Annotated in this window: 17 protein-coding genes; 7 read left to right on the forward strand and 10 right to left on the reverse strand. The window is 76.8% G+C overall.

Annotation, left to right across the window (positions count from 1 at the left end; genetic code table 11):
* Window positions 1-7: 7 nt before the first annotated feature.
* Genes HNR08_RS22775 through HNR08_RS13805 form a run of 6 tightly spaced genes read right to left on the reverse strand, consistent with a single transcriptional unit; the run spans window position 8 to window position 5,659 of the window.
* On the reverse strand, window positions 8-1,117 hold the full coding sequence (locus tag HNR08_RS22775) for a glycosyltransferase family 4 protein (RefSeq protein ID WP_146832442.1): 1,110 nt from the start codon (window positions 1,115-1,117) through the stop codon (window positions 8-10).
* The gene (locus HNR08_RS21860) at window positions 1,114-2,145 is read right to left on the reverse strand and encodes a glycosyltransferase family 2 protein (RefSeq protein ID WP_146832439.1); all 1,032 of its coding nucleotides are present in this window, start codon (window positions 2,143-2,145) and stop codon (window positions 1,114-1,116) included. Before HNR08_RS21860 ends, HNR08_RS22775 begins: the two co-directional genes overlap by 4 nt.
* Window positions 2,142-2,546: a DUF2304 domain-containing protein gene (locus tag HNR08_RS13790; RefSeq protein WP_146832436.1), complete on the reverse strand. Its 405-nt coding sequence runs from the start codon at window positions 2,544-2,546 to the stop codon at window positions 2,142-2,144. Before HNR08_RS13790 ends, HNR08_RS21860 begins: the two co-directional genes overlap by 4 nt.
* Entirely contained in the window at window positions 2,543-3,292 is a 750-nt protein-coding gene (locus HNR08_RS13795) for a glycosyltransferase family 2 protein (protein ID WP_146832433.1), read from the reverse strand. Before HNR08_RS13795 ends, HNR08_RS13790 begins: the two co-directional genes overlap by 4 nt.
* 4 nt (window positions 3,293-3,296) lie before the next feature.
* Window positions 3,297-4,565, reverse strand: coding sequence for a polysaccharide biosynthesis protein (locus HNR08_RS13800; protein WP_146832430.1), 1,269 nt, complete (start codon window positions 4,563-4,565; stop codon window positions 3,297-3,299).
* Window positions 4,562-5,659, reverse strand: a complete 1,098-nt coding sequence (locus tag HNR08_RS13805; RefSeq protein ID WP_183835066.1) for a glycosyltransferase family 4 protein — start codon at window positions 5,657-5,659, stop codon at window positions 4,562-4,564. The genes HNR08_RS13800 and HNR08_RS13805 overlap by 4 nt, the downstream gene beginning before the upstream one ends.
* Before the next feature lie 87 nt (window positions 5,660-5,746).
* Here HNR08_RS13805 and HNR08_RS13810 point away from each other — a divergent pair, with 87 nt between their 5' ends.
* Together HNR08_RS13810 and HNR08_RS13815 are read left to right on the forward strand one after the other, a co-directional pair.
* Entirely contained in the window at window positions 5,747-6,640 is an 894-nt protein-coding gene (locus HNR08_RS13810) for a glycosyltransferase family 2 protein (protein ID WP_146832424.1), read from the forward strand.
* A 49-nt stretch (window positions 6,641-6,689) separates the two neighbouring features.
* Entirely contained in the window at window positions 6,690-7,787 is a 1,098-nt protein-coding gene (locus HNR08_RS13815) for an NAD-dependent epimerase/dehydratase family protein (protein WP_246802876.1), read from the forward strand.
* Window positions 7,788-7,854: 67 nt separating this feature from the next.
* Here HNR08_RS13815 and HNR08_RS13820 read toward each other — a convergent pair whose 3' ends face one another.
* The gene (locus tag HNR08_RS13820; RefSeq protein ID WP_146832421.1) at window positions 7,855-8,994 is read right to left on the reverse strand and encodes an acyltransferase family protein; all 1,140 of its coding nucleotides are present in this window, start codon (window positions 8,992-8,994) and stop codon (window positions 7,855-7,857) included.
* An 81-nt stretch (window positions 8,995-9,075) separates the two neighbouring features.
* On the opposite strand from HNR08_RS13820, the gene HNR08_RS13825 reads away from it, so the two are divergent.
* Window positions 9,076-10,209, forward strand: a complete 1,134-nt coding sequence (locus tag HNR08_RS13825; protein ID WP_183835068.1) for a glycosyltransferase family 4 protein — start codon at window positions 9,076-9,078, stop codon at window positions 10,207-10,209.
* A 15-nt stretch (window positions 10,210-10,224) separates the two neighbouring features.
* Here HNR08_RS13825 and HNR08_RS13830 read toward each other — a convergent pair whose 3' ends face one another.
* A complete protein-coding gene (locus HNR08_RS13830) occupies window positions 10,225-11,667 on the reverse strand; it encodes a glycosyltransferase family protein (protein WP_146832413.1) in 1,443 nt (480 codons plus the stop codon).
* 155 nt (window positions 11,668-11,822) lie between these two features.
* Here HNR08_RS13830 and HNR08_RS13835 point away from each other — a divergent pair, with 155 nt between their 5' ends.
* Window positions 11,823-12,770: a glycosyltransferase family 2 protein gene (locus HNR08_RS13835; protein ID WP_146832410.1), complete on the forward strand. Its 948-nt coding sequence runs from the start codon at window positions 11,823-11,825 to the stop codon at window positions 12,768-12,770.
* Here HNR08_RS13835 and HNR08_RS13840 read toward each other — a convergent pair.
* Window positions 12,739-13,671 carry a lysylphosphatidylglycerol synthase domain-containing protein gene (locus HNR08_RS13840; RefSeq protein WP_146832407.1) on the reverse strand — a complete coding sequence of 311 codons (933 nt, stop codon included), beginning with the start codon at window positions 13,669-13,671 and terminating at the stop codon, window positions 12,739-12,741. The two genes, HNR08_RS13835 and HNR08_RS13840, sit on opposite strands and share 32 nt — an antisense overlap.
* 70 nt (window positions 13,672-13,741) lie before the next feature.
* On the opposite strand from HNR08_RS13840, the gene HNR08_RS21865 reads away from it, so the two are divergent.
* The 3 genes from HNR08_RS21865 to HNR08_RS13855 all read left to right on the forward strand — a co-directional run bounded on the left by HNR08_RS21865 (window position 13,742) and on the right by HNR08_RS13855 (window position 17,876).
* The gene (locus HNR08_RS21865; protein ID WP_146832404.1) at window positions 13,742-14,482 is read left to right on the forward strand and encodes a class I SAM-dependent methyltransferase; all 741 of its coding nucleotides are present in this window, start codon (window positions 13,742-13,744) and stop codon (window positions 14,480-14,482) included.
* 63 nt (window positions 14,483-14,545) lie between these two features.
* On the forward strand, window positions 14,546-15,748 hold the full coding sequence (gene manA, locus HNR08_RS13850) for a mannose-6-phosphate isomerase, class I (RefSeq protein ID WP_146832402.1): 1,203 nt from the start codon (window positions 14,546-14,548) through the stop codon (window positions 15,746-15,748).
* A gap of 13 nt (window positions 15,749-15,761) precedes the next feature.
* Window positions 15,762-17,876 carry a hypothetical protein gene (locus tag HNR08_RS13855; RefSeq protein ID WP_183835070.1) on the forward strand — a complete coding sequence of 705 codons (2,115 nt, stop codon included), beginning with the start codon at window positions 15,762-15,764 and terminating at the stop codon, window positions 17,874-17,876.
* Here the strand turns inward: HNR08_RS13855 and HNR08_RS13860 are convergent.
* Entirely contained in the window at window positions 17,860-18,618 is a 759-nt protein-coding gene (locus HNR08_RS13860; protein WP_246802875.1) for a TIGR03089 family protein, read from the reverse strand. The two genes, HNR08_RS13855 and HNR08_RS13860, sit on opposite strands and share 17 nt — an antisense overlap.
* Between the last annotated feature and the right edge of the window lie 21 nt (window positions 18,619-18,639).

Genomic DNA, 18,639 nt, shown 5'->3' on the forward strand with positions numbered 1-18,639 from the left:
GGCCCGCTCAGCCGGCGGCGACGGCGCGGTAGACGCGGGCGTGCTGCTCGGCGGCGTCGTCCCAGCGGAAGCCGGCCGCGCGGGCGCGCGCGGCGGCGCCGAGCGCGTCGCTGTCGCCCAGCGCGCGCTCCAGCCCCGCGGCGAGGTCGTCCGGGTCGTGCGGGTCGACGAGCACGCCGGCGTCGCCGGTCACCTCCGCCATCGACGTGTCCCGCGACGTCACGACGGGCGTCCCGACGGACATCGCCTCGAGCACGGGCAGGCCGAAGCCCTCCCAGAGCGACGGGAAGCAGAACGCCGTCGCCGCGGCGTACACCGCGCGCAGGTCGGCGGCGGGGAGCCGGCCGAGGGACAGGACCCGCGACTGCCACGCGCCGGCGGGCGGCTGGGCGGGCAGGTCGCCCCACCCGGGCGGACCGACCAGGACGAGGTCCACCCCGGGGTCCCGCTCGGCCAGCCGCGCGAACGCGGCGAGGACGCCGGCGACGTTCTTGCGCGGCTCGAACGTGCCGCACCACAGGACGAACCGCTCGGGCAGGGCGAGCCGGCGGCGGACGTCGGCCACGTCCTGCGCGGTGACGTCCCACTGCGGGGCACCGTGCGGGACCACGTGCACGCGCGCGGGGTCCAGCCCGGCGGCGACGCAGTCGTCCGCCGTCGCGCGGGACGGGACCACGACGGCGGACGCCTCCCGTCGGGTGCGCTCGAGCGCCCGGGTGAAGAAGCCGACCCCGCGGGGCGTGAAGTGGTCGGGGTCGCGGAGGAAGGCGAGGTCGTGGACGGTGACGACCAGCGGCCGGGCCGTCGGCGGGATCGCCCAGGTCGACGCGTGCACGACGTCGAGCCCGCGGACCGCCCACTCCGGCCGGGGCGCGCCCAGCCAGTTCCACGCGCGGTACAGGGGGTACCGGGGCAGGCCCAGGGAGCGCACCGGCACGGGCACCCGGTACTCCTCGGGCGCCGGGTGGCGGTGGGCCGCGGCCAGGCCCGTCAGGCGCAGGTCGGTGCGCTCGCGCAGGGCGTGCAGCAGCTCGACGAGGTACGACGCGGAGCCGCCGGGGACGCGCTGCCAGGCCTGCTCGACGGTGACGCCGACGTGCACCGGGGCCCCGGTCACCGGACCGCCCCGTCCGGGACGAGGAGCGCCGCGACGGCCGCGCGCGGCACGGTGGCCGCCCGGTCGACGGCACGACGGCGGCGCAGTGCCGCGGGGGTGGCGGCGAGCACCCGGCCGAGCACCCGGGCGCGACGCCGGCGGTCGGGGCCGAGGACCGCGCGCGCGACGCTGCGGGCGGCGGCCCGGGCGACCACGGCGACGGGCGCGTGCACGAGCGCGACCACGAGGCGGTTCCGCTCGTTGTGGTCCTGGAAGAACGCCGAGCCGGCGCCGGAGGACCCGGCGTGGTCGTGCTCCGTGACCGCGTCGTGCACGTAGGCGACCTCCCAGGCCCGGCGGCGCAGCCGCCACGACATCTCGGTGTCCTCGTAGTACATGAAGAGGGACGCGTCGAGCGGGCCGACGTCCTGCACCGCGGCGCGCAGCAGGGCCGCGCAGCCGCCGTTGAACCCGAAGACCCGGGCCGGCGGGGCGGGCTCGCCGGCGTCGGCGAGCCAGCCGCGGTCGCGGCCGTTGCCGGAGCGCGTCACCTCGTTGCCGGTGCTGTTGAGCAGCCGGAGCCCGTCGGCGTCGGGGGTGCGGACCCACGCGCGCCCGGCGTGGTCCACGAGCCCGGCCTCGCCGGGGGCCGCCGGGCGGAACCGCCCGCGCAGCAGGACCCGGCCCGTGACCGCGCCGAGCCGTGCGCCGCCGACGCCGGGCCGGTCGAACGGTGCCGCGATCCGGTCGAGGAAGCCGGGCTCGGCCGTGGCGTCGTTGTTGAGCAGGACGACGACGTCCCCGGTGGTCGCCTCGATGCCCGCGTCGACGCCGCCCGCGAACCCGGTGTTCCGGTCCAGGGCGACGACGCGGACGCCCGCGCGCCGGCGCAGCGCCTCCACGGTGCCGTCCGTCGAGCCGTTGTCGACGACGACGACCTCGACGGCGCGTCCGCGGGTCTCCTGCGCGGCGAGCGAGTCCAGGCAGCGCTCGGTGAGGCCGAGGCCGTTCCAGGTGACGACGACGACGCTGACCGACGCGAGGGTCATGCCGCGGGGTCGCCGGGCGCCGGGGCCCGGTCGTCTGGGCCCGCGGGGTGCTGGTCGTGCGCGGCGAGGCTCTGGCGGACGTCGAGCCGGAGCAGGGCGACCTCCTCGGCGAGGGTGCGCGTCTCCTCCTCGAGCGCCGACACCTCGGTGCTCAGCTGGATGCACACCCCGAGGAGGACCAGCGAGGCCAGGGCGAACAGGAGGTTCGCGGGCGTCTGCACGCCGACCAGGTCGGACAGCCAGAACGCGAGCCCGGGGAAGATCCCGATCACCACGACGGCGAGGGTGAGGACGATCCAGATCGCGGCGTACTTCTCCCGGATGCGCCGGGTGCGCAGCAGCTGGACCAGCGCGGCGGCCAGGCCGAGGCAGACGACGATCGAGATGACGGTGAGCCTCATGCGGTGGCCTCGAGGTCGAGCGCGGGCTGCGCCGCGGTCGTGGGGCGGGACAGGGCGATGACGAGGGCGATGGCGGCGCGGCCGAGGAAGACCGCCGCGCGCACGGGCGAGTGCGACGGGCGACCACCGGCGCGCGGGCGCATCGCGACCCCGACCTGGCGGACCACGAGCCCGGAGCGGGCCGCGATGACGAGGGACTCGACCGTGTCGCCCAGGTACTCGGCGGGGTAGTTCCCGGCGAACAGGGTGATCGCGCGCCGGCCGCTGAGCTTGAAGCCGGACGTCGCGTCGGTCAGGCGGGTCCGGCACACGCGGGACAGGACGGTCGCGAGGAGCCGCATCGACCACCAGCGGGGCCCGCGGGCCTCGTAGCTGCCCACGCCCGCGAACCGGGCGCCGATCACGATGTCCGCGCCCTCGGAGTCGAGGGTCTCGAGGAGGCGCGGGATCTCGCGCGGGTCGTGCTGCCCGTCCGCGTCGACCTGGACGGCGAGGTCGTACCCGCGGCGCATCGCGTACGTGTAGCCCGCGCGCATCGCACCGCCGACGCCGAGGTTGATCGGCAGCTCGAGCACCTGCGCCCCGGCCCGGGCGGCGATCTCGGCGGTGCGGTCGGTGGAGCCGTCGTCGACGACGAGGACGTCGGCACCCGGGACGGCGTCGAGGAGCTCGGCGACGACGGCCGCGACCGTGGCCTGCTCGTTCCAGGCGGGCACGATGACGAGCATGCGCGCGGCGGATGGCATGCGGTCATCCTAGCCGCGCCCGCACGATCTCCCGGCGCACCACGAACGCGTGCACCAGGACGCCGACCAGGGGTCCGACGGCCAGGCTGAGGACGGCGCGCGGGTTCAGGTCACCGGGCAGGACCAGCAGCGCCGCCGACACCACGGTCGCGGCGAGCCAGCCCAGCGCGTACGCGGCGTGCCGCCCGAGCGCGAGGACGGCCGCGCCCGTGAGCGTGAGCAGGGCCAGCGCGCAGGCGCTCGCCGTCAGGCCTGCGAGCAGCCCGGGCGAGACCCGGTAGTCGGGGCCCAGCACCACGGCCATCAGCCACGGGCCGACGAGCGCCGCCGCGCCGGCCCCGACGGCCCCGACCGCCACGATCGCCCCGCCGACCTGCACCAGCGGCCGCGCGCCGCGGTCCCGGTGCTGCAGGAAGTGCGTGATCGCGACGCCCTGGTAGGCGTTCAGGGGGATGAGCAGCGGGGCGCGGGTGAGCTGCACGGCGAGCAGCAGCGGCCCGGCCTGCGCGTACGCCTCGGAGGGGGTGGTGACCCGGAGCAGCACGGGGAAGCCCACGACCAGCGCGGCGCTCGCGGCGGTCCCGACCATGGCCTGCACGGTCGTCGCGGCGTATGCGCGGGCCGGGACGCCGACCCGGTGGCGGCGCGCGGCGCGGACGGCCGGCGTCGCGGCGAAGCCCAGCCACGTCGCGGCGGCCAGGCCCGCGCCGGCCGCGAGGCCCGCGACGCCCCACCCGACCGCGGCGGCCGCCGCGGTGAGCACCAGCCGCACGAGCGACTCCGCGCCCACCAGGCGGGCGTAGGGCGACCACGCGCCGCCGCCGGCCAGCGCACCGGCGACCGACGCGTGCCCGGAGAACGCGACCACGGACACGGCGACGACCGCGACCAGGGGCCACGGGTCCGGCCCGAGCACCCTCGAGGCCCACAGCGGCGAGGTGACCGCCAGGGCGGCCGCGAGCGACGCGCCGACGAGGAGCCCGAACCGCACCGCCCGCGGCCCGCGCGGTGCGACGGCGCCGTCGAGCAGTCCCACGCGCACGGCCCGCGTCGTCTCGTTCTGCAGCCCGCCGAGGATGCCGAAGCAGAAGAAGAGCAGTCCCCAGAAGGCCAGGAAGTCCGCGTTCGCCGCGGGCGTGAGCACCCGCGCCGCGATGAGCAGCACCAGGTACCCGGCCCCCGCGGCCACGAGCGAGGCGAGCCCCACGCTCCCGAAGCGCGAGGTCCGGTCGTCGGGTCGCGCGGCGCCCGCGGCACCCGCGGGGGCGGTCACCGCCGCACCTGCGCGGCCGCGAGGTAGGCGTCCTCGTGCGCGGCGGCGCACGCCTCCCAGGTGAACTCCCGGGCGCGCTCGACGCCCCGGCGCGCGAGCGCGTCGGCGTCGGCGAGGGCCGCACGGACGCCGGCGGCGATGGCTCGGGGGTCGGTCGCGTCGAACAGCACGGCGGCGTCGCCGCAGACCTCCGGCAGCGACCCGGAGTCCGACGCCGCGACCGGGCAGCCGGAGGCCATCGCCTCGAGCGGCGGGATGCCGAACCCCTCGTACAGGCTCGGGAACACGAGGCACGCGGCCGAGCGGTACAGCGCGAGCAGCTCCGCTCGCGGCACCAGCCCGCGCACCTCGACCCAGTCCGGCAGCGGCCCCAGGTCGTCCAGCGCGCCGCCGGTCAGGACGAGGCGCAGGTCCGGGTCGTCCTCCCGGAGCAGGCGCACGGCCTCGACCAGGCGCGCGTGGTTCTTGTGCGCCCAGCCGCGGGCCGGGTACAGCAGGAACCGCTCGCGCTCGCCGAGGTGCGGCGTGAACGCCGTGGGGTCGACGCCCAGGTGCGCCACCGTGACCCGCTCCGGGGGGATCCCCAGGTGGTGCACGATCCGGTCCTTCGCGAAGGCGCTGACCGTGACGACGCGGTCGGCCCGGCGGGCGGCACGCTCGTACGTGAACCGGCGGTACAGCCGCTCCGCCCGGGAGAACAGGTGCGGCAGGTCGAGGTGCTGCACGTCGTGCAGCGTGAGGACCACGGCGTCGGAGCGTCGCGCGCGGGGCAGCGGCACCGTGAACGGGTAGTGCACGACCCCGGGTGCGACGCGCGCCAGCAGGCGCCGGCGTCGCAGCGTCGCGGCGACCAGGGTCCGCAGGCGGGCGGCGGTCGAGGCGCCCGGCGTGATCTCCGGGGCGAGCACCTCCGGGACACCGGGGACGACCCCGGCCGCCGCCGCCGGCACGAGCGCCGTCGCACGCACGTGGCGGGACGCCCCGAGCGACCGGCCCAGCTCGCGCGCGTAGGTCTCCGAGCCACCCATCCCGCCGGGGACCAGCGTGAGCATCGCCAGCGTGACGTGCGGGAGCTCGGTGGACGTGTCGCTCACAGGGTTCTGCCTCCGGGTCGGGTGAGCCGCCGTGCGCGGCCCCTCTAGTCTGGCCCATGTCATCCGTCCGACCGGGAAGGCCCCTGCATGCCGCTCGACATCTTCGTCCCGTACTGGGGCGACCCCGCCCTGCTCCGCGAGACGGTGGCGAGCGTGCTGGCCCAGCGCAACGGTGACTGGCTGCTCACGGTGGTCGACGACGCCTACCCGGACGAGTCCGTCCCCGCCTGGTTCGCGACGATCGACGACCCGCGCGTCACGTACGTCCGCAAGGAGCGCAACGAGGGCATCACGGCCAACTACCGCACCTGCGTGTCGATGGCGACGCAGGACGCGGTGGTCATCCTGGGCTGCGACGACGTGCTGCTGCCGGACTTCGTCGACGTCGTGCTCGCGGCGCGCACCCGGTTCCCGCGGGCCGCGGTGGTGCAGCCCGGCGTCGAGGTCATCGACGAGCACGGCCGGGTCGTGCGCCCGCTCGCGGACCGCGTGAAGCAGGACGTGGTGCGCCCGCGCGCGCGGACGGCCCGGGTGCTCGGGGGCGAGGCGCTCGCGGCGAACCTCATGCACGGCGACTGGCTGTACTGGCCGTCGCTGGTGTTCCGCCGGGACGTGCTGGTCCGCACGCCGTTCCTCGACGACCTGCCGCTCATCCAGGACCTCGCGCTCGTGATGGACATGGTCCTGGACGGCGAGCAGCTCGTCCTCGAGCCCACCGTGTGCTTCCGGTACCGGAGGCACAGAGCCAGCGCCTCGTCGGCGTCGCTCATCGACGGCCGCCGGTTCGCCGGCGAGCGGACGTACTTCGCGCACGTCGCGCAGCGCTGCGACGCGCAGGGCTGGCACCGCGCCGCCCGCGCCGCGCGCCTGGCCGCGACGTCCCGGCTGCACGCCCTGACCCTGCTGCCGCGCGCCGCCCGGACGGGCGGCGGCGCGGTCCGGACGATGCTCCGGCACGCCTTCGGGCCGATGCGCCCGTGACGACGCCCGACGGCACCTCGCACGTCGGCACCCGAGGAGAGGAAGCACAGTGAACGCACCCAGCCAGGCAGCCGCACCCGGTGAGGAGACCGTCCTCGTCACCGGGGGCGCCGGCTTCATCGGCACCGCGATGTCCGCGGGGCTGACGGCCGCCTTCGGGCGCGTGGTGGCGATGGACAGCCTGCACCCGCAGGTGCACGCCCGGCCCGAGCGGCCCGACGAGCTCGACGCCGGCGTCGAGCTCGTCGTCGGGGACGTCACGCGGGCGGCCGACTGGGACGCGCTGCTGGCGGACGTCCGCCCCGACGTCGTCGTGCACCTGGCCGCCGAGACGGGCACGGGCCAGTCGCTCACCGAGTCGACGAGGCACGCCACGACCAACGTGGTCGGGACCACGGAGATGCTCGACGCGCTGCGCCGCCACGACGCGCTCCCGCGCCGCATCGTGCTGTCCAGCAGCCGCGCGGTGTACGGCGAGGGCGCCTGGCGCCGCGCCGACGGCACGCTCGTGCACCCCGGGCAGCGCACCGCCGAGATCCTCGAGCGCGGCGAGTGGGACTTCCCGGACGCGGAGCCGGTCGCGATGGCCTCGGCGACGACCGTCCCGTCCCCGGTGAGCGTGTACGGCGCGACCAAGCTCGCGCAGGAGCACGTGATCTCCGCCTGGGCGAAGTCGGAGGGCGTCGAGGCCGTCACGCTGCGGCTGCAGAACGTGTACGGCCCCGGGCAGTCCCTGACCAACTCGTACACCGGGATCATGGCGCTGTTCTGCCGGCTGGCGCGCGAGGGCACCTCGATCCCGCTGTACGAGGACGGCGCGGTGCGCCGCGACTTCGTGCTGGTCGACGACGTCGCCCGCGCCCTGCTGCTGGCCGCCACCGCCGACGCGCCGGGGGACCGCCCGATCGACATCGGCTCCGGCGAGCACCAGACCATCGGCGACGCGGCGCGGCTGATCGCGCGCTACTACGGCGCCCCCGAGCCGCACGTCACGGGCCAGTACCGCCAGGGCGACGTCCGGCACGCGTGGGCCGACGTGACGCGCGCCCGTGAGGTCCTGGGCTGGACGCCGCAGGTCTCGCTCGAGGAGGGCGTCGCGCGCCTGGCCCGGTGGGTCGACGAGCAGCAGGGCGGCGCGGGGGCCTGACACCCCGCGCTGTCGCTCGGTCGCCGGTGGCGGCGGTCCCCCGTGGGGGCCGCCGCCACCGGTCGTCTCAGGCTCGCTGCGGCGTGGTCGACCGGCGCGCCCAGCGCATCGCGGGGCGCTCGACGACGAGCCAGCTCGCGACCGCGAGGGGCACGGTGAGCGCCAGCGCGGTCGCGTCGAAGACCAGGAGCGGCAGCGTCGACGCGCCCGCCACGGCCAGCAGCTGCTGGACCGGGAAGGCGTAGATGTAGATGCCGTAGGACACGTCGTGCCGGCGCAGCAGACCCGGGATCGGCAGCACCGAGCCGAACCAGATCAGCGCGTAGGCGAGCAGCGGGGCGGTGAGCTGCGCCCCCCAGCCGTCCAGCGCCCACACGGCGACGGCGACGCCCGCGACGCTCACCGCCGCCGCGGCCCAGTGCAGCGGGAGGCGGTGCCGCAGCCGCTCGACCAGCGCGCCGCCCAGGAACAGCGGCAGGAGCTTGAGGAGGAGCTGGGCGTCGGAGTTGCCGCCGAGCAGCGTGCCGACGCCGTGCGTCCACCCGGCGTGCCCGAGCACGGACAGCACCCAGGCGCCGGCCAGGGCCCACACCGAGCGCCGGAAGAACCCGATGAGCGCGAGCAGGCCGACGACGAGGTAGCAGAGGAACTCGTAGTACAGGCTCCACAGCGAGCCGTTCCACGCGCCGGGGTACGGGACGTCGCCCGGCGTGCCGGCGATGTCGTACGCGTTCATGTGCAGGAACAGGTTGCTGAACACGAAGTTCGCGGGCGTGGTCGGCGTGGTGAGGTACCCGGACAGGGTCCCGTGCAGGGCGAGGTACCCGACCGGCCCGACCGCCACGACCATGACGACGAGGCACACGACGAACGCCGGGAAGATGCGGGCGACCCGGTGCACCAGGTACGGGGCGAGCCCGTTGCGCCACCGGCTGCCGGTGATGAGGTACCCGCTGATCGCGAAGAACCCGAACACCGCCCAGCCGCCGAGGTTCTCGCCGTCCACGTGCGGGCCGACGCCGCGGCCGGTGATGTAGTACGTGTGGGCGTGCAGGACCAGCACCGCCAGCGCCAGGCGGACCGCGTTCAGGCCGTTGCGCCGCGGGTCGAGCTGGCGGCCGTGCCACCGCCCGAGCCGGGCTGCCGGTGCGGGCCGGGCCTCGGGCACGGGGCCGGGCGCCAGCCCCTGCGGCGTGGCTGCGGTCACCGGAGCGGCTCGCGATCAGGGGAGTGCATGCGGACCAGTGTCCCGCACCGCGGCGGCTCCCGGCGCACCTACGATGGCGCGGTGCGAGTTCTGTTCGACGCGACGGCCATCCCCGCGGACCGAGGCGGCGTCGGCCGCTACGTCGACGCGCTGCTCCCCGCCCTGGCGGCCGAGGGGGTCGACCTGCGGGTGGTGTGCCAGGCGCGGGACGCCGAGGCGACCGCGGCGCTCGTGCCCGGGGCGGACGTCGTCCCGGCACCCGGTCCGGCGGGGCGGCGGCCGGTGCGGCTCGCGTGGGAGCAGACCGGGCTGGCGCGGCTGGCGGGGCGGCGGCACGCCGACGTGCTGCACAGCCCGCACTACACGTTCCCCGTCGCCGCCCGCGTCCCGCTCGTCGTGACGCTGCACGACGCGACGTTCTTCAGCCACCCCGGGCTGCACTCGCCCGTCAAGGCGCGGTTCTTCCGCACCACGACGCGGCTCGCCGTGCGGCGTGCGGCGGCCCTGGTGGTCCCGTCCCGGGCGACCCGGGACGAGGTCGTCCGGTACGCCGGAGGCGACCCGGCGCGGTTCACGGTGGCGTACCACGGCGTGGACACCGGGGTGTTCCACCCGGTGGACGCCGGCGAGCGCGACCGCGTCCGCGCGGCCGTCGGGCTGGGGCCCGCCGAGCCGTACGTCGCGTTCCTCGGCACGCTCGAGCCGCGCAAGAACGTGCCCGCGCTGATCGAGGGCTGGGTCCGCGCGTGCGCCGGTACGCCCGACCCGCCGGCGCTCGTGCTGGCCGGCGGCCGGGGCTGGGACACGGGCGTGGACGCAGCGGTCGCCGCCGTCCCCGCCGGCCTGCGGGTGCTGCGCACGGGCTACCTGCCGCTGGGCGACCTGGCAGGCCTGCTGTCGGGCGCCTCCGTGGTCGCGTACCCGAGCCTGGGCGAGGGTTTCGGCCTCCCGGTGCTGGAGGCGATGGCCTGCGGCGCGGCCGTGCTGACCACCCGCGAGCTGTCGCTGCCCGAGGTGGGCGGGGACGCCGTCGCCTACTGCGGGACGTCCGCAGGCGCGATCGCCGCGGGGCTCCGTGCGCTGCTCGACGACCCGGCCGAGCGGGCGCGGCTCGCGGACGCCGCGGCGGCCCGCGCGGGCTCGTTCACGTGGCGGGCGGCCGCGCAGGCGCACGTCGAGGCGTACGACGCCGCGCTGGCCCGCCGCCGCCCCTGACCCGGTCGCCGGGGCTCAGGAGACGAGGAGCCAGCCGACGACGACCGCGTACATCGCGAGCCCGCCGAGACCCAGGACGACCTGCGCGGGGCGCCGGGTGGCCGCCGCGGCGGTGACGGCCAGGCCCGCCGGCACGAGCGTGAGGGCGTAGCGGCCGGGGATCGGCACGTACACGCCCTGCGAGACGTAGCTGAACGCGATGATGAGCGGGGCGCCGACCAGGCCCACCACCAGCAGCGAGGTCGCCATGGTCCGCGCGGCGCGCGGCACGCGGTCGGTCAGCAGGGCCGCCGCGAAGGTGCCCGCGAACACGACGAGGCCGAGGACGGACTGCACCAGCGGTCCGAGCACCGGCACCGTGACCCACCAGCCCGGCGAGTAGAACACCTGCAGGAACACCCCGACGTGCTCGACCATCGGCCGCAGGGGGAACGCGCTCGCCTGGAGCTCGGACATGGCCTGGTCGTCGGACGGCACCGCGTTCGCGGCGGAGAACAGGACGTAGCCGACCGCCCCGGCGAGCGCGAGCGCGGAGCAGACGACCACGAGGACGGCCGTCTGCCCGACGGTCGGTCCCGTGGCGGGGACACCGGGCAGGCGGCGCGGACGGCCCTCGCCGGGCGCGTCCGCCGGCCACCAGGCCCGCTGCACCAGGCGGAGCACGACGTACAGGGCGATCAGCACGACGACGATCACGTTGAGGGCCTTGAGCAGCACGGCGGCCAGGCCCAGCAGGACCGGCAGCCAGAGCCGCCGCGAGGGCCGCTCCTCCCACCAGAGCACGGACCAGACGAGCGCGGCCCCCGCGAGCAGCGCCGCCGCGTCCGGGGTGATCGTCGCGGACGGCAGCAGGACGTTCGGCGTCACCGCGGCGGCGAGCAGCAGCCCGGCGGTCGGGTACGGGTGCGCGCCGAACCGCCGCGCGACCAGCAGCGTCATGACCAGGCCGCCCGCGAGCCACAGCCCGCCGACCAGGCGCCCGGCGGTGACGAGCGAGTCCATGCCGGTCACCCACTGCAGCGGCGCCGCCACGAGCTTGGTGACGCTGTAGTAGAGCGGCGTGTAGATCGCCGCGGTGTTGATGCCGAACTCCTGGAAGTCGTCCGGCTCGTACGTCGTCGTCTCCGAGCACGGGGGAGCGGGGTAGTTCGGCAGCGTGCGGCAGGCCTCCTCCCGCATCGCCTCCTGGTCCACCGTCTCGCCGTTCCGGACGACATCCGGGGCCTTGTAGAGGTAGTCGATGTGCTGGAGCTCGTCGACCGGGCTGAGCTGGGAGTAGTACCGCACGTGCGCGGTGCTCGCGAGCAGCGACCCGAGCACGAGCACGATCGCGGCGACGAGCAGGGGCCTCGTCTGCAGCACGCGCACCACGCGGGCGCGCAGGTCGCGCGGCGCGGTGCCCTCGTCGGTGGCGGGTCGTCGGTCGTGCGCCGTCCCGGCGGCGGGGGTCTGGTTCACGGACCGGGGTCTCCCTCTCGTCTGGCCTGCTGCACGCCGGACTCCCGGCCGCGAAAGGCTACTGCACCGTCACCCGGGACCGCGGCGACCGGGGTGCCCGCGGTCGCGGGATAGGGTCGGGCCAGCCGCCTCCCCGCCCCCTGCCCGAGGATGCCATGAAGGTCTTCGTCCAGATCCCCTGCCTCAACGAGGAGGAGACGCTGCCCGCGGTGCTCTCCTCGATCCCGCGCCGCATCGAGGGGGTCGACGAGCTCGAGATCCTCGTCATCGACGACGGCTCGACCGACCGGACCGTCGAGGTGGCCCGCGAGCACGGCGTCCGGCACATCGTGCGGCACTCGCGCAACCGCGGCCTCGCCCGCTCGTTCCGGGACGGCGTCGACTACGCCCTCGCCCACGGCGCCGACGTGGTGGTGAACACGGACGGGGACAACCAGTACCCGCAGGACCGGATCCCGGACCTGGTGCGCCCGGTGATCGAGGGCGCCGCCGACATCGTCATCGCCGACCGGCAGACCGCGACGATCGCGCACTTCTCCCCGTTCAAGCGGCTCATGCAGCGGGTCGGCAGCCGCGCGGTCAACTTCGCCGCGGACACCGAGCTGCCGGACGCGGCGAGCGGGTTCCGCGCGTACTCGCGGGGGGCGCTGCTGCGGCTCAACGTCGTGACCGAGTTCTCCTACTGCATGGAGACGATCATCCAGGCGGGGCACAAGCGGCTGCGCATCGCGTCGATCCCGGTCACCACGAACCCGAAGACGCGGGAGTCCCGGCTCTTCCGCAACATCTTCCAGCACATGCACAAGTCCGGGTCGGCCATCGTGCGCAGCTACCTGATGTACAAGCCGTACGTGGTCTTCGCCTGGCTCGCCGCGGTGTTCGGCGTGCTCGCGCTGGTGCCGGCGGTGCGGTTCCTCCTCCTCTGGTTCGACGACTCGCACGCCGGGAACGTGCAGTCGCTGATCTTCGCGGCGATCATGTCGGTCGCGGCGCTGCTGTCCGTGGCGCTCGGCATCCTCTCGGACCTCCTGCGGACGAACCGCACCCTGCTGGAGGAGCAGCTCGAGCGGATCAAGCAGATCCAGTACCCGCCGGGTCCGTAGCGGGGACCCGCCGGGCCAGGAGCGTCGCCACGCCGGCGGCCGCGGCGTCGGCGACCACCATGAGCACCCGGCTCACCAGCGCGACGAGCAGCGCGTCGGCGCTGCCGAGCAGCGGCGCGAGGGCCAGGACGAGCGCGGCCTCGCGCGGGCCGGTGCCGGCCGGGGCGATGACGACGAGGAAGCCGACGACCCACGCCAGGGCGAACGCCCCGGTGCCCACGAGCGCGCCCCGCGCGGGCTCGCCGGGCGCGAGGTCCTGGATCAGGACGGCGGCGTGCGCGCCGAACAGCAGCCACATGACGAGGGCCCACGCGGCGGACCGGGCGAGGCCCGCCCCCTGGACGTGCACCTCCTCGCCGTCGCGCCGCAGTACGCGCTGCGCGAGCGCGACGAGCCGGTCGAACACCGGCGGCAGCAGGACGACGACCCCGAGCGGCACCGCGGCGACGGCCCACCAGTAGCGCTCGAGCGACCCCGGCGAGCCGGCCGCGAGGCCGACGACCGCGACGGTGCCGCCGACGACCAGCAGCACCGCGAGGGCGCCCAGCGCCACCACGGCGCTGCGGGACCGGCTGATCCGGTGCGCGCGGCCGAGCTCGGCCTGCGCGACGACCGCCCAGACGCTGCCGGGCACGTACTTGCCGAGCTGGCCGTGGAAGTACACCCGCGCGGCCGCGCCGAGCGGGGGCGCGCCGCCGGTCGCCTCGAGCAGGCTCCGCCAGGAGAGCATCTGCGCGACCAGGCCGCCGCACGCGAGCAGCAGCGACACCGCGAGCGTGCCGGCGTGCAGGCGCGGGAGCGCCGCGGCCAGCTCGTCGCGGCGGTCCGCGACCGACCACACGAGCAGGCCGAGGGCGACGGCGAAGAACGCCGTCGTCGCCAGGGTCCGCCACGATCGCACCCGGCGAGGATAGGGGCTGCGGCCGGTCGCCTAGGCTGGCGGGACCCCCGACCGACCCCAGGAGGACCGCGTGCCCGCTGCCGGAGAGCTCGCCCGATCGGTGTACGTCTCGACGTCCCGGACCGTCCGGGAGGCCGCCCGCCGCAGCGGGCTGCTCGACCGGCTGGACCGCCGGTACCACCAGGACCCGCGCAGCGTCCGGGGCCACCTGCGCACGCTCTTCGCGATCCACGACGTCGAGGACCTGGTGGAGCTCGACCAGCCGTGGTGGACCTACGGCGCGATCGACGCGGTCGAGCGGCACCTCGCCGCCCTGGGCGGTCGCGCCCGGGTGTTCGAGTACGGCTCGGGGGCGAGCTCGGTCTGGCTGGGCCGGCGCGCGGGGGAGGTGCACAGCGTCGAGCACCACGCGGGCTTCGCCGGCGTCATGCGCGACGTCCTCGCCGAGGCGGGCCTCGACGCGACCGTGACGCTCCTCGAGGTCCCCCCGACGCAGGACGACGAGCCGCGGGTGCCGTCCGGGCGCCGGGGCGAGGAGGGGCGGGACTACGCCGACTACGTCGCCGCGATCGACGGCGTCGCGGGCGAGTTCGACCTGGTCGTCGTGGACGGGCGCGCGCGGGTCGCGTGCCTGCAGGCGGCCGCGCGCCGGCTCGCGCCGGGGGGCCTGGTGCTGTTCGACGACAGCCAGCGGCCGCGGTACGCCGCCGGGCTGGCGGGCAGCGGGCTGGCCGTGCGCCGGGTGCGGGGTTGGGTGCCGTCGCTCCCGTACCCCCGGGAGACCGCCCTGCTGCGGTTCGCGCGGGCCTGACCCCGCCCCAGGGGGCCCGCGGGTAGCATCGGGCCTTCCACAGCCGCACCAGCGAGGGACGACGTGTACCGCCTCAGCACCGCCATCCAGAACTACGCCTGGGGATCCACGACCGCGATCCCCGAGCTGCTCCGGACCGAGGCGACCGGGGAGCCGGTCGCCGAGGCCTGGTACGGGGCCCACGCGAGCGCGCCGTCGCACTGCGTCGACCAGGACGGCCGCCAGGGCACCGCGATGACCGAGGTCATCGCGGCCGACGCCGCCGGCGTGCTCGGGCCCGACATCGAGGCGCGGTTCGGCGGCGGGCTGCCCTACCTGCTCAAGGTCATCGCCGCGGAGACGCCGCTGTCGCTCCAGGTGCACCCGCACATCGAGCGCGCGCGGGAGGGCTTCGCCGAGGAGGAGGCCGCCGGCATCCCGCTCGACGCCCCGCACCGGAACTACCGCGACCGCAACCACAAGCCCGAGCTGGTGTACGCCCTGACCCGGTTCGAGGCGCTGTGCGGGTTCCGCGCGCCGCGGCGGGCGGCGGAGCTGCTCGACGGCCTCGACGCCCCGCTGGCGAAGGAGCTGCGGGCCGAGCTCGCCGCGCAGCCGTCCGCGGCCGGCATCGAGGCGGTGTTCACGCGGCTGCTGCGCCCGTCGACCCGCCCCTCGCCCGAGGAGGTCGGCGAGCTCGCGGCGGCGTGCGCGGCGCGCCTCGCGCAGGGGTCCCCGTCGCCGCGCGCCGACCGGACCGTGGTGCGCCTGCAGGAGTCCCACCCGAGCGACCCGGGCGTCGTCACGTCGCTGCTGCTCAACCCGGTCACGCTGCACCCCGGGGACGCGCTGTTCGTCCCCGCCGGGGGCGTGCACGCCTACCTGCACGGGCTGGCGGTCGAGATCATGGCGAGCTCCGACAACGTGCTGCGCGCCGGCCTGACGCCGAAGCACGTCGACGTCGACGAGCTGCTGCGGAACGTCGACTACGTGGCGGCGCCGCCCATCCGGATCGCGCCGGAGCGGTTCCACGGGGCGACCCGCGTGTACTACGCGCCGGTCGACGACTTCGAGCTGTCGGTGACCCGCGTCGACGACGAGGACGTGCACCCGCTGCCCGGCCGCGGCCCCCGCGTCCTGCTGTGCCTCGACGGCGAGGTCGCGGTCGAGGCGGCGACCGGCACGGGGCTCCGGCTGACGCAGGGCCAGGCGGCCTTCGTCCCGGCCTCGGACGGCGCGCTCGGGGTGCGCGGTCTCGGCACCGTGGTGCAGGCCGACGTCCCCTGACGCCGCCGGTGCCGTGACCGCCCGCGCGCAGCGGCTCCTGCTGAGCCTGCCGGACCGGCTCCCGGTCGCGCTGCTCTGCCTCGGGGTCGCCGGGCTGCTCGCCGTGCTGGCGGGGGTCTTCCGGCCTGTCGTGGTGCTCCCGCTCGCGGTGGCGCTGGTGGCGCTGACCTGGCGGCTCGTCCCCGAGCCGCCCGCCGGCCGGGGGCACGCAGGCGCCCTCGTGGCGCTCGGCGCGCTGTGCGCGGGCTGGGTGGCGCTCGGCCTGCGGTCGGTCGCCGAGTACGTCGTCGTCAACCGCGACCCGGGTTTCCTGACGCTCCAGGCGCTGTGGCTCACCCGCCACCCGGCCGCCCCCATCCCGGTCGGCGCCGCGGCGGAGGTGGACGTCGCCGTCGGCCCGGCCGCCGCGGGGACCGAGGCCTTCTGGCTGCAGGACGGCCTGCTGCACGCGCAGGGCAACAAGATGCTCCCCGCGCTGCTGGCGGTGCAGGGCTGGTGGGGCGGGGAGCGGGCGGTGCTCGCCGGCGGCCTCGCCATCGGGGTCGTCGCGCTGGTGGCCGTGTTCGCGGTCGCCCGCCGGTTCGCGGGCCCGTGGTGGGCGCTCGTGCCCACCGCGGCGCTCGCGGCGTGCCTGCCGTTCCTCGTCCTCACGCGCGCCGCGTACACCGAGCCGCTGACCGTGGCGTTCCTCTGCGGGGGTCTCGCGCTCGCGCACGGCGTGTGGGGGCGCCCGGCGGACCGCCTCGGCGTGGCCCGGCACGCGCTCGTCGGGGCGATGACCGGGGCGGTCGCCGCGGCGCGGATCGACGGGGCCGTGGTCGTCGTGGGGCTCGCCCTGGGCTACCTGGCTGCGGGCGCGTCGCCGCTCGGTGGCGCGGACCGGCGGGCAGCGGGACGCCGCGCGACGGCGGCCGTGGGCGCCGGCGCCGCGATGGTCGCGCTCGGGATGGTGGACGTCGTCCGGCTGAGCCCGGCGTACGTCCGCGAGCACGCCGGGCAGCTCGGCGGTCTTCTCGCGGTCGCGGCCGTGGTCCTGGCGGTCGCAGCGGCGGTGCTCGTGCGCGTCGGGTGGGCGCGGCCGCGGCGGTCCCGGCTGCGGCTCGCGCTGCACGCCCACCGGGCCGGCATCGGGTGGGCCCTCGCGGCGGCGGTGGTCGCGGCCGCGGCGCTGCTGGCGTCGCGGCCGCTGTGGTGGGAGGGCCGGTTCACCGACCCCGCGTCCGGGTTCGGCTACGCGGTGTCGGTGCTCCAGCAGGCCGCCGGGGAGGCGGTCGACCCCGCACGCTCCTACGACGAGCGCACCCTGGCGTGGGTGTCCTGGTACCTCGGCGTCCCGGTGGTCGTGCTCGGGGCCGCGGGACTGGCGCTGCTCGCGCGCCGGGCCGCGCGGTGGCGGGACCCCGCCGCGACCCTGCTCGTCGCGGTCGTCGGCGTCGCCGCGGTCTTCCCGCTGGTGCGGGTGAGCATCACGCCCGACCAGGTGTGGGCGGTCCGGCGGCTGGTGCCCGCCACGTTCCCCGGCCTGCTCGTGGCGGCGACCGTGGCGCTGACCGCGCTCGCGGGCGGGTGGGGCGCCGCCCGCCGGGGCCGGGGCGGGGCGTCGTCCCCGGGCGGTGCGCCGGCCCCGGCGGCGTCCGGCGTCCTGGTCGCCCGGCGCGGAGCGGCGGTCGCGCTCGGCGCGGTCGTCGCGGCCTTCCCGCTCACCACGTGGGGGTCGGTGGCCGGCGTGGTGGAGCTGTCCGGCCGCGCGACGCAGGCGCACGCCGTGTGCGACGCCCTGGACGACCTCGGCGTCGACCGGGTCGTGTGGACGCACTCGGCCCCGTTCCGCTACCTCGCCACGCTCCGGGTGGTCTGCGACGTGGAGGTGGTGGAGCTCCTCGAGCCGCCCTCGGCCGCCGACCTGGCGGCCGTGCGCGCGGCGTGGGGCGGTGGCCCGGTCGCGGCGCTGTCCTTCGACGCGACGGACTACCCGTGGAGCGAGCCGCCGGCCACCTCGGTCGGGGGGACCGCCTCGCAGACGCTCGGGCGCACGCTCACCGGGCCGCCGGACTCGGTGGACACCGTCTGGAGCGAGGTCTGGATCGGGATGGTCGAGCAGGACGGGACGGTCAGGCCCGCGCCGTGACCCGCTCGTCGGCGACGACGCGCTCGGTGCGCGCCGCGGCGTCGGTCCCGGGCCCGGGGTGCAGCAGCACCGCCGAGCCGTCCCCGGCCAGGACGCCGAGCACGGTCAGCAGGGTCCCCGCGGTGGCGGAGCGGTCGTCGCCGACGGTGACGAGGGTGCGCGAGCCCGGCGGCACGGGCGCGGCGCCGGCGGCCGCCTCGAGCAGCGCGGCGTGCGGCACGGCGGGCACGTCGAGCGCGGGCCGGTCCGGCTCGGTCCCCGGCGCCCACCCGATCACGTCCCCGTAGGTCATCACGGCCTGCGCGGCGTCCAGCGCGCCGGCGGGCAGGTCGCCGTCGAACCGCCGGGCGAGCCCGGGCAGCGCGACAGCGACGACGCCCGCCCCCTGCGTGACGTCCAGCGCGGCCGGGTCGTCGGTCACGACCACGTCGGCGTCGGGGGTGCCGGCGGTGCACACGGTCGCGCCGGTCCGCCACGCCGCGAGGGCCCACACCACCGCGCGCCAGTGCGGCGGGAGGTCCAGCAGCACCCGCGTGCCGGGTCCGGCGTCGAGCTCCTCGACGAGGAGGTTGGTGGTCTTGCTCACCCAGTTGTCGAGCACCGCGCCGGACAGCTCGACGCGTTCGCCGCCGGGGCCGTACCAGGTCAGCCGCGGGCGTCCCGGCTCGGTGAGCAGGGCGGACAGGACGTCGGCGACGGAGGCGGGGGGACGGCGGCGCGGGGCGGGGGTCGTCGGGGGCACGGGGGAAGCCTAGGCGCGGCC

It is taken from the genome of Cellulomonas hominis (assembly GCF_014201095.1).
Lineage (GTDB): Bacteria > Actinomycetota > Actinomycetes > Actinomycetales > Cellulomonadaceae > Cellulomonas > Cellulomonas hominis.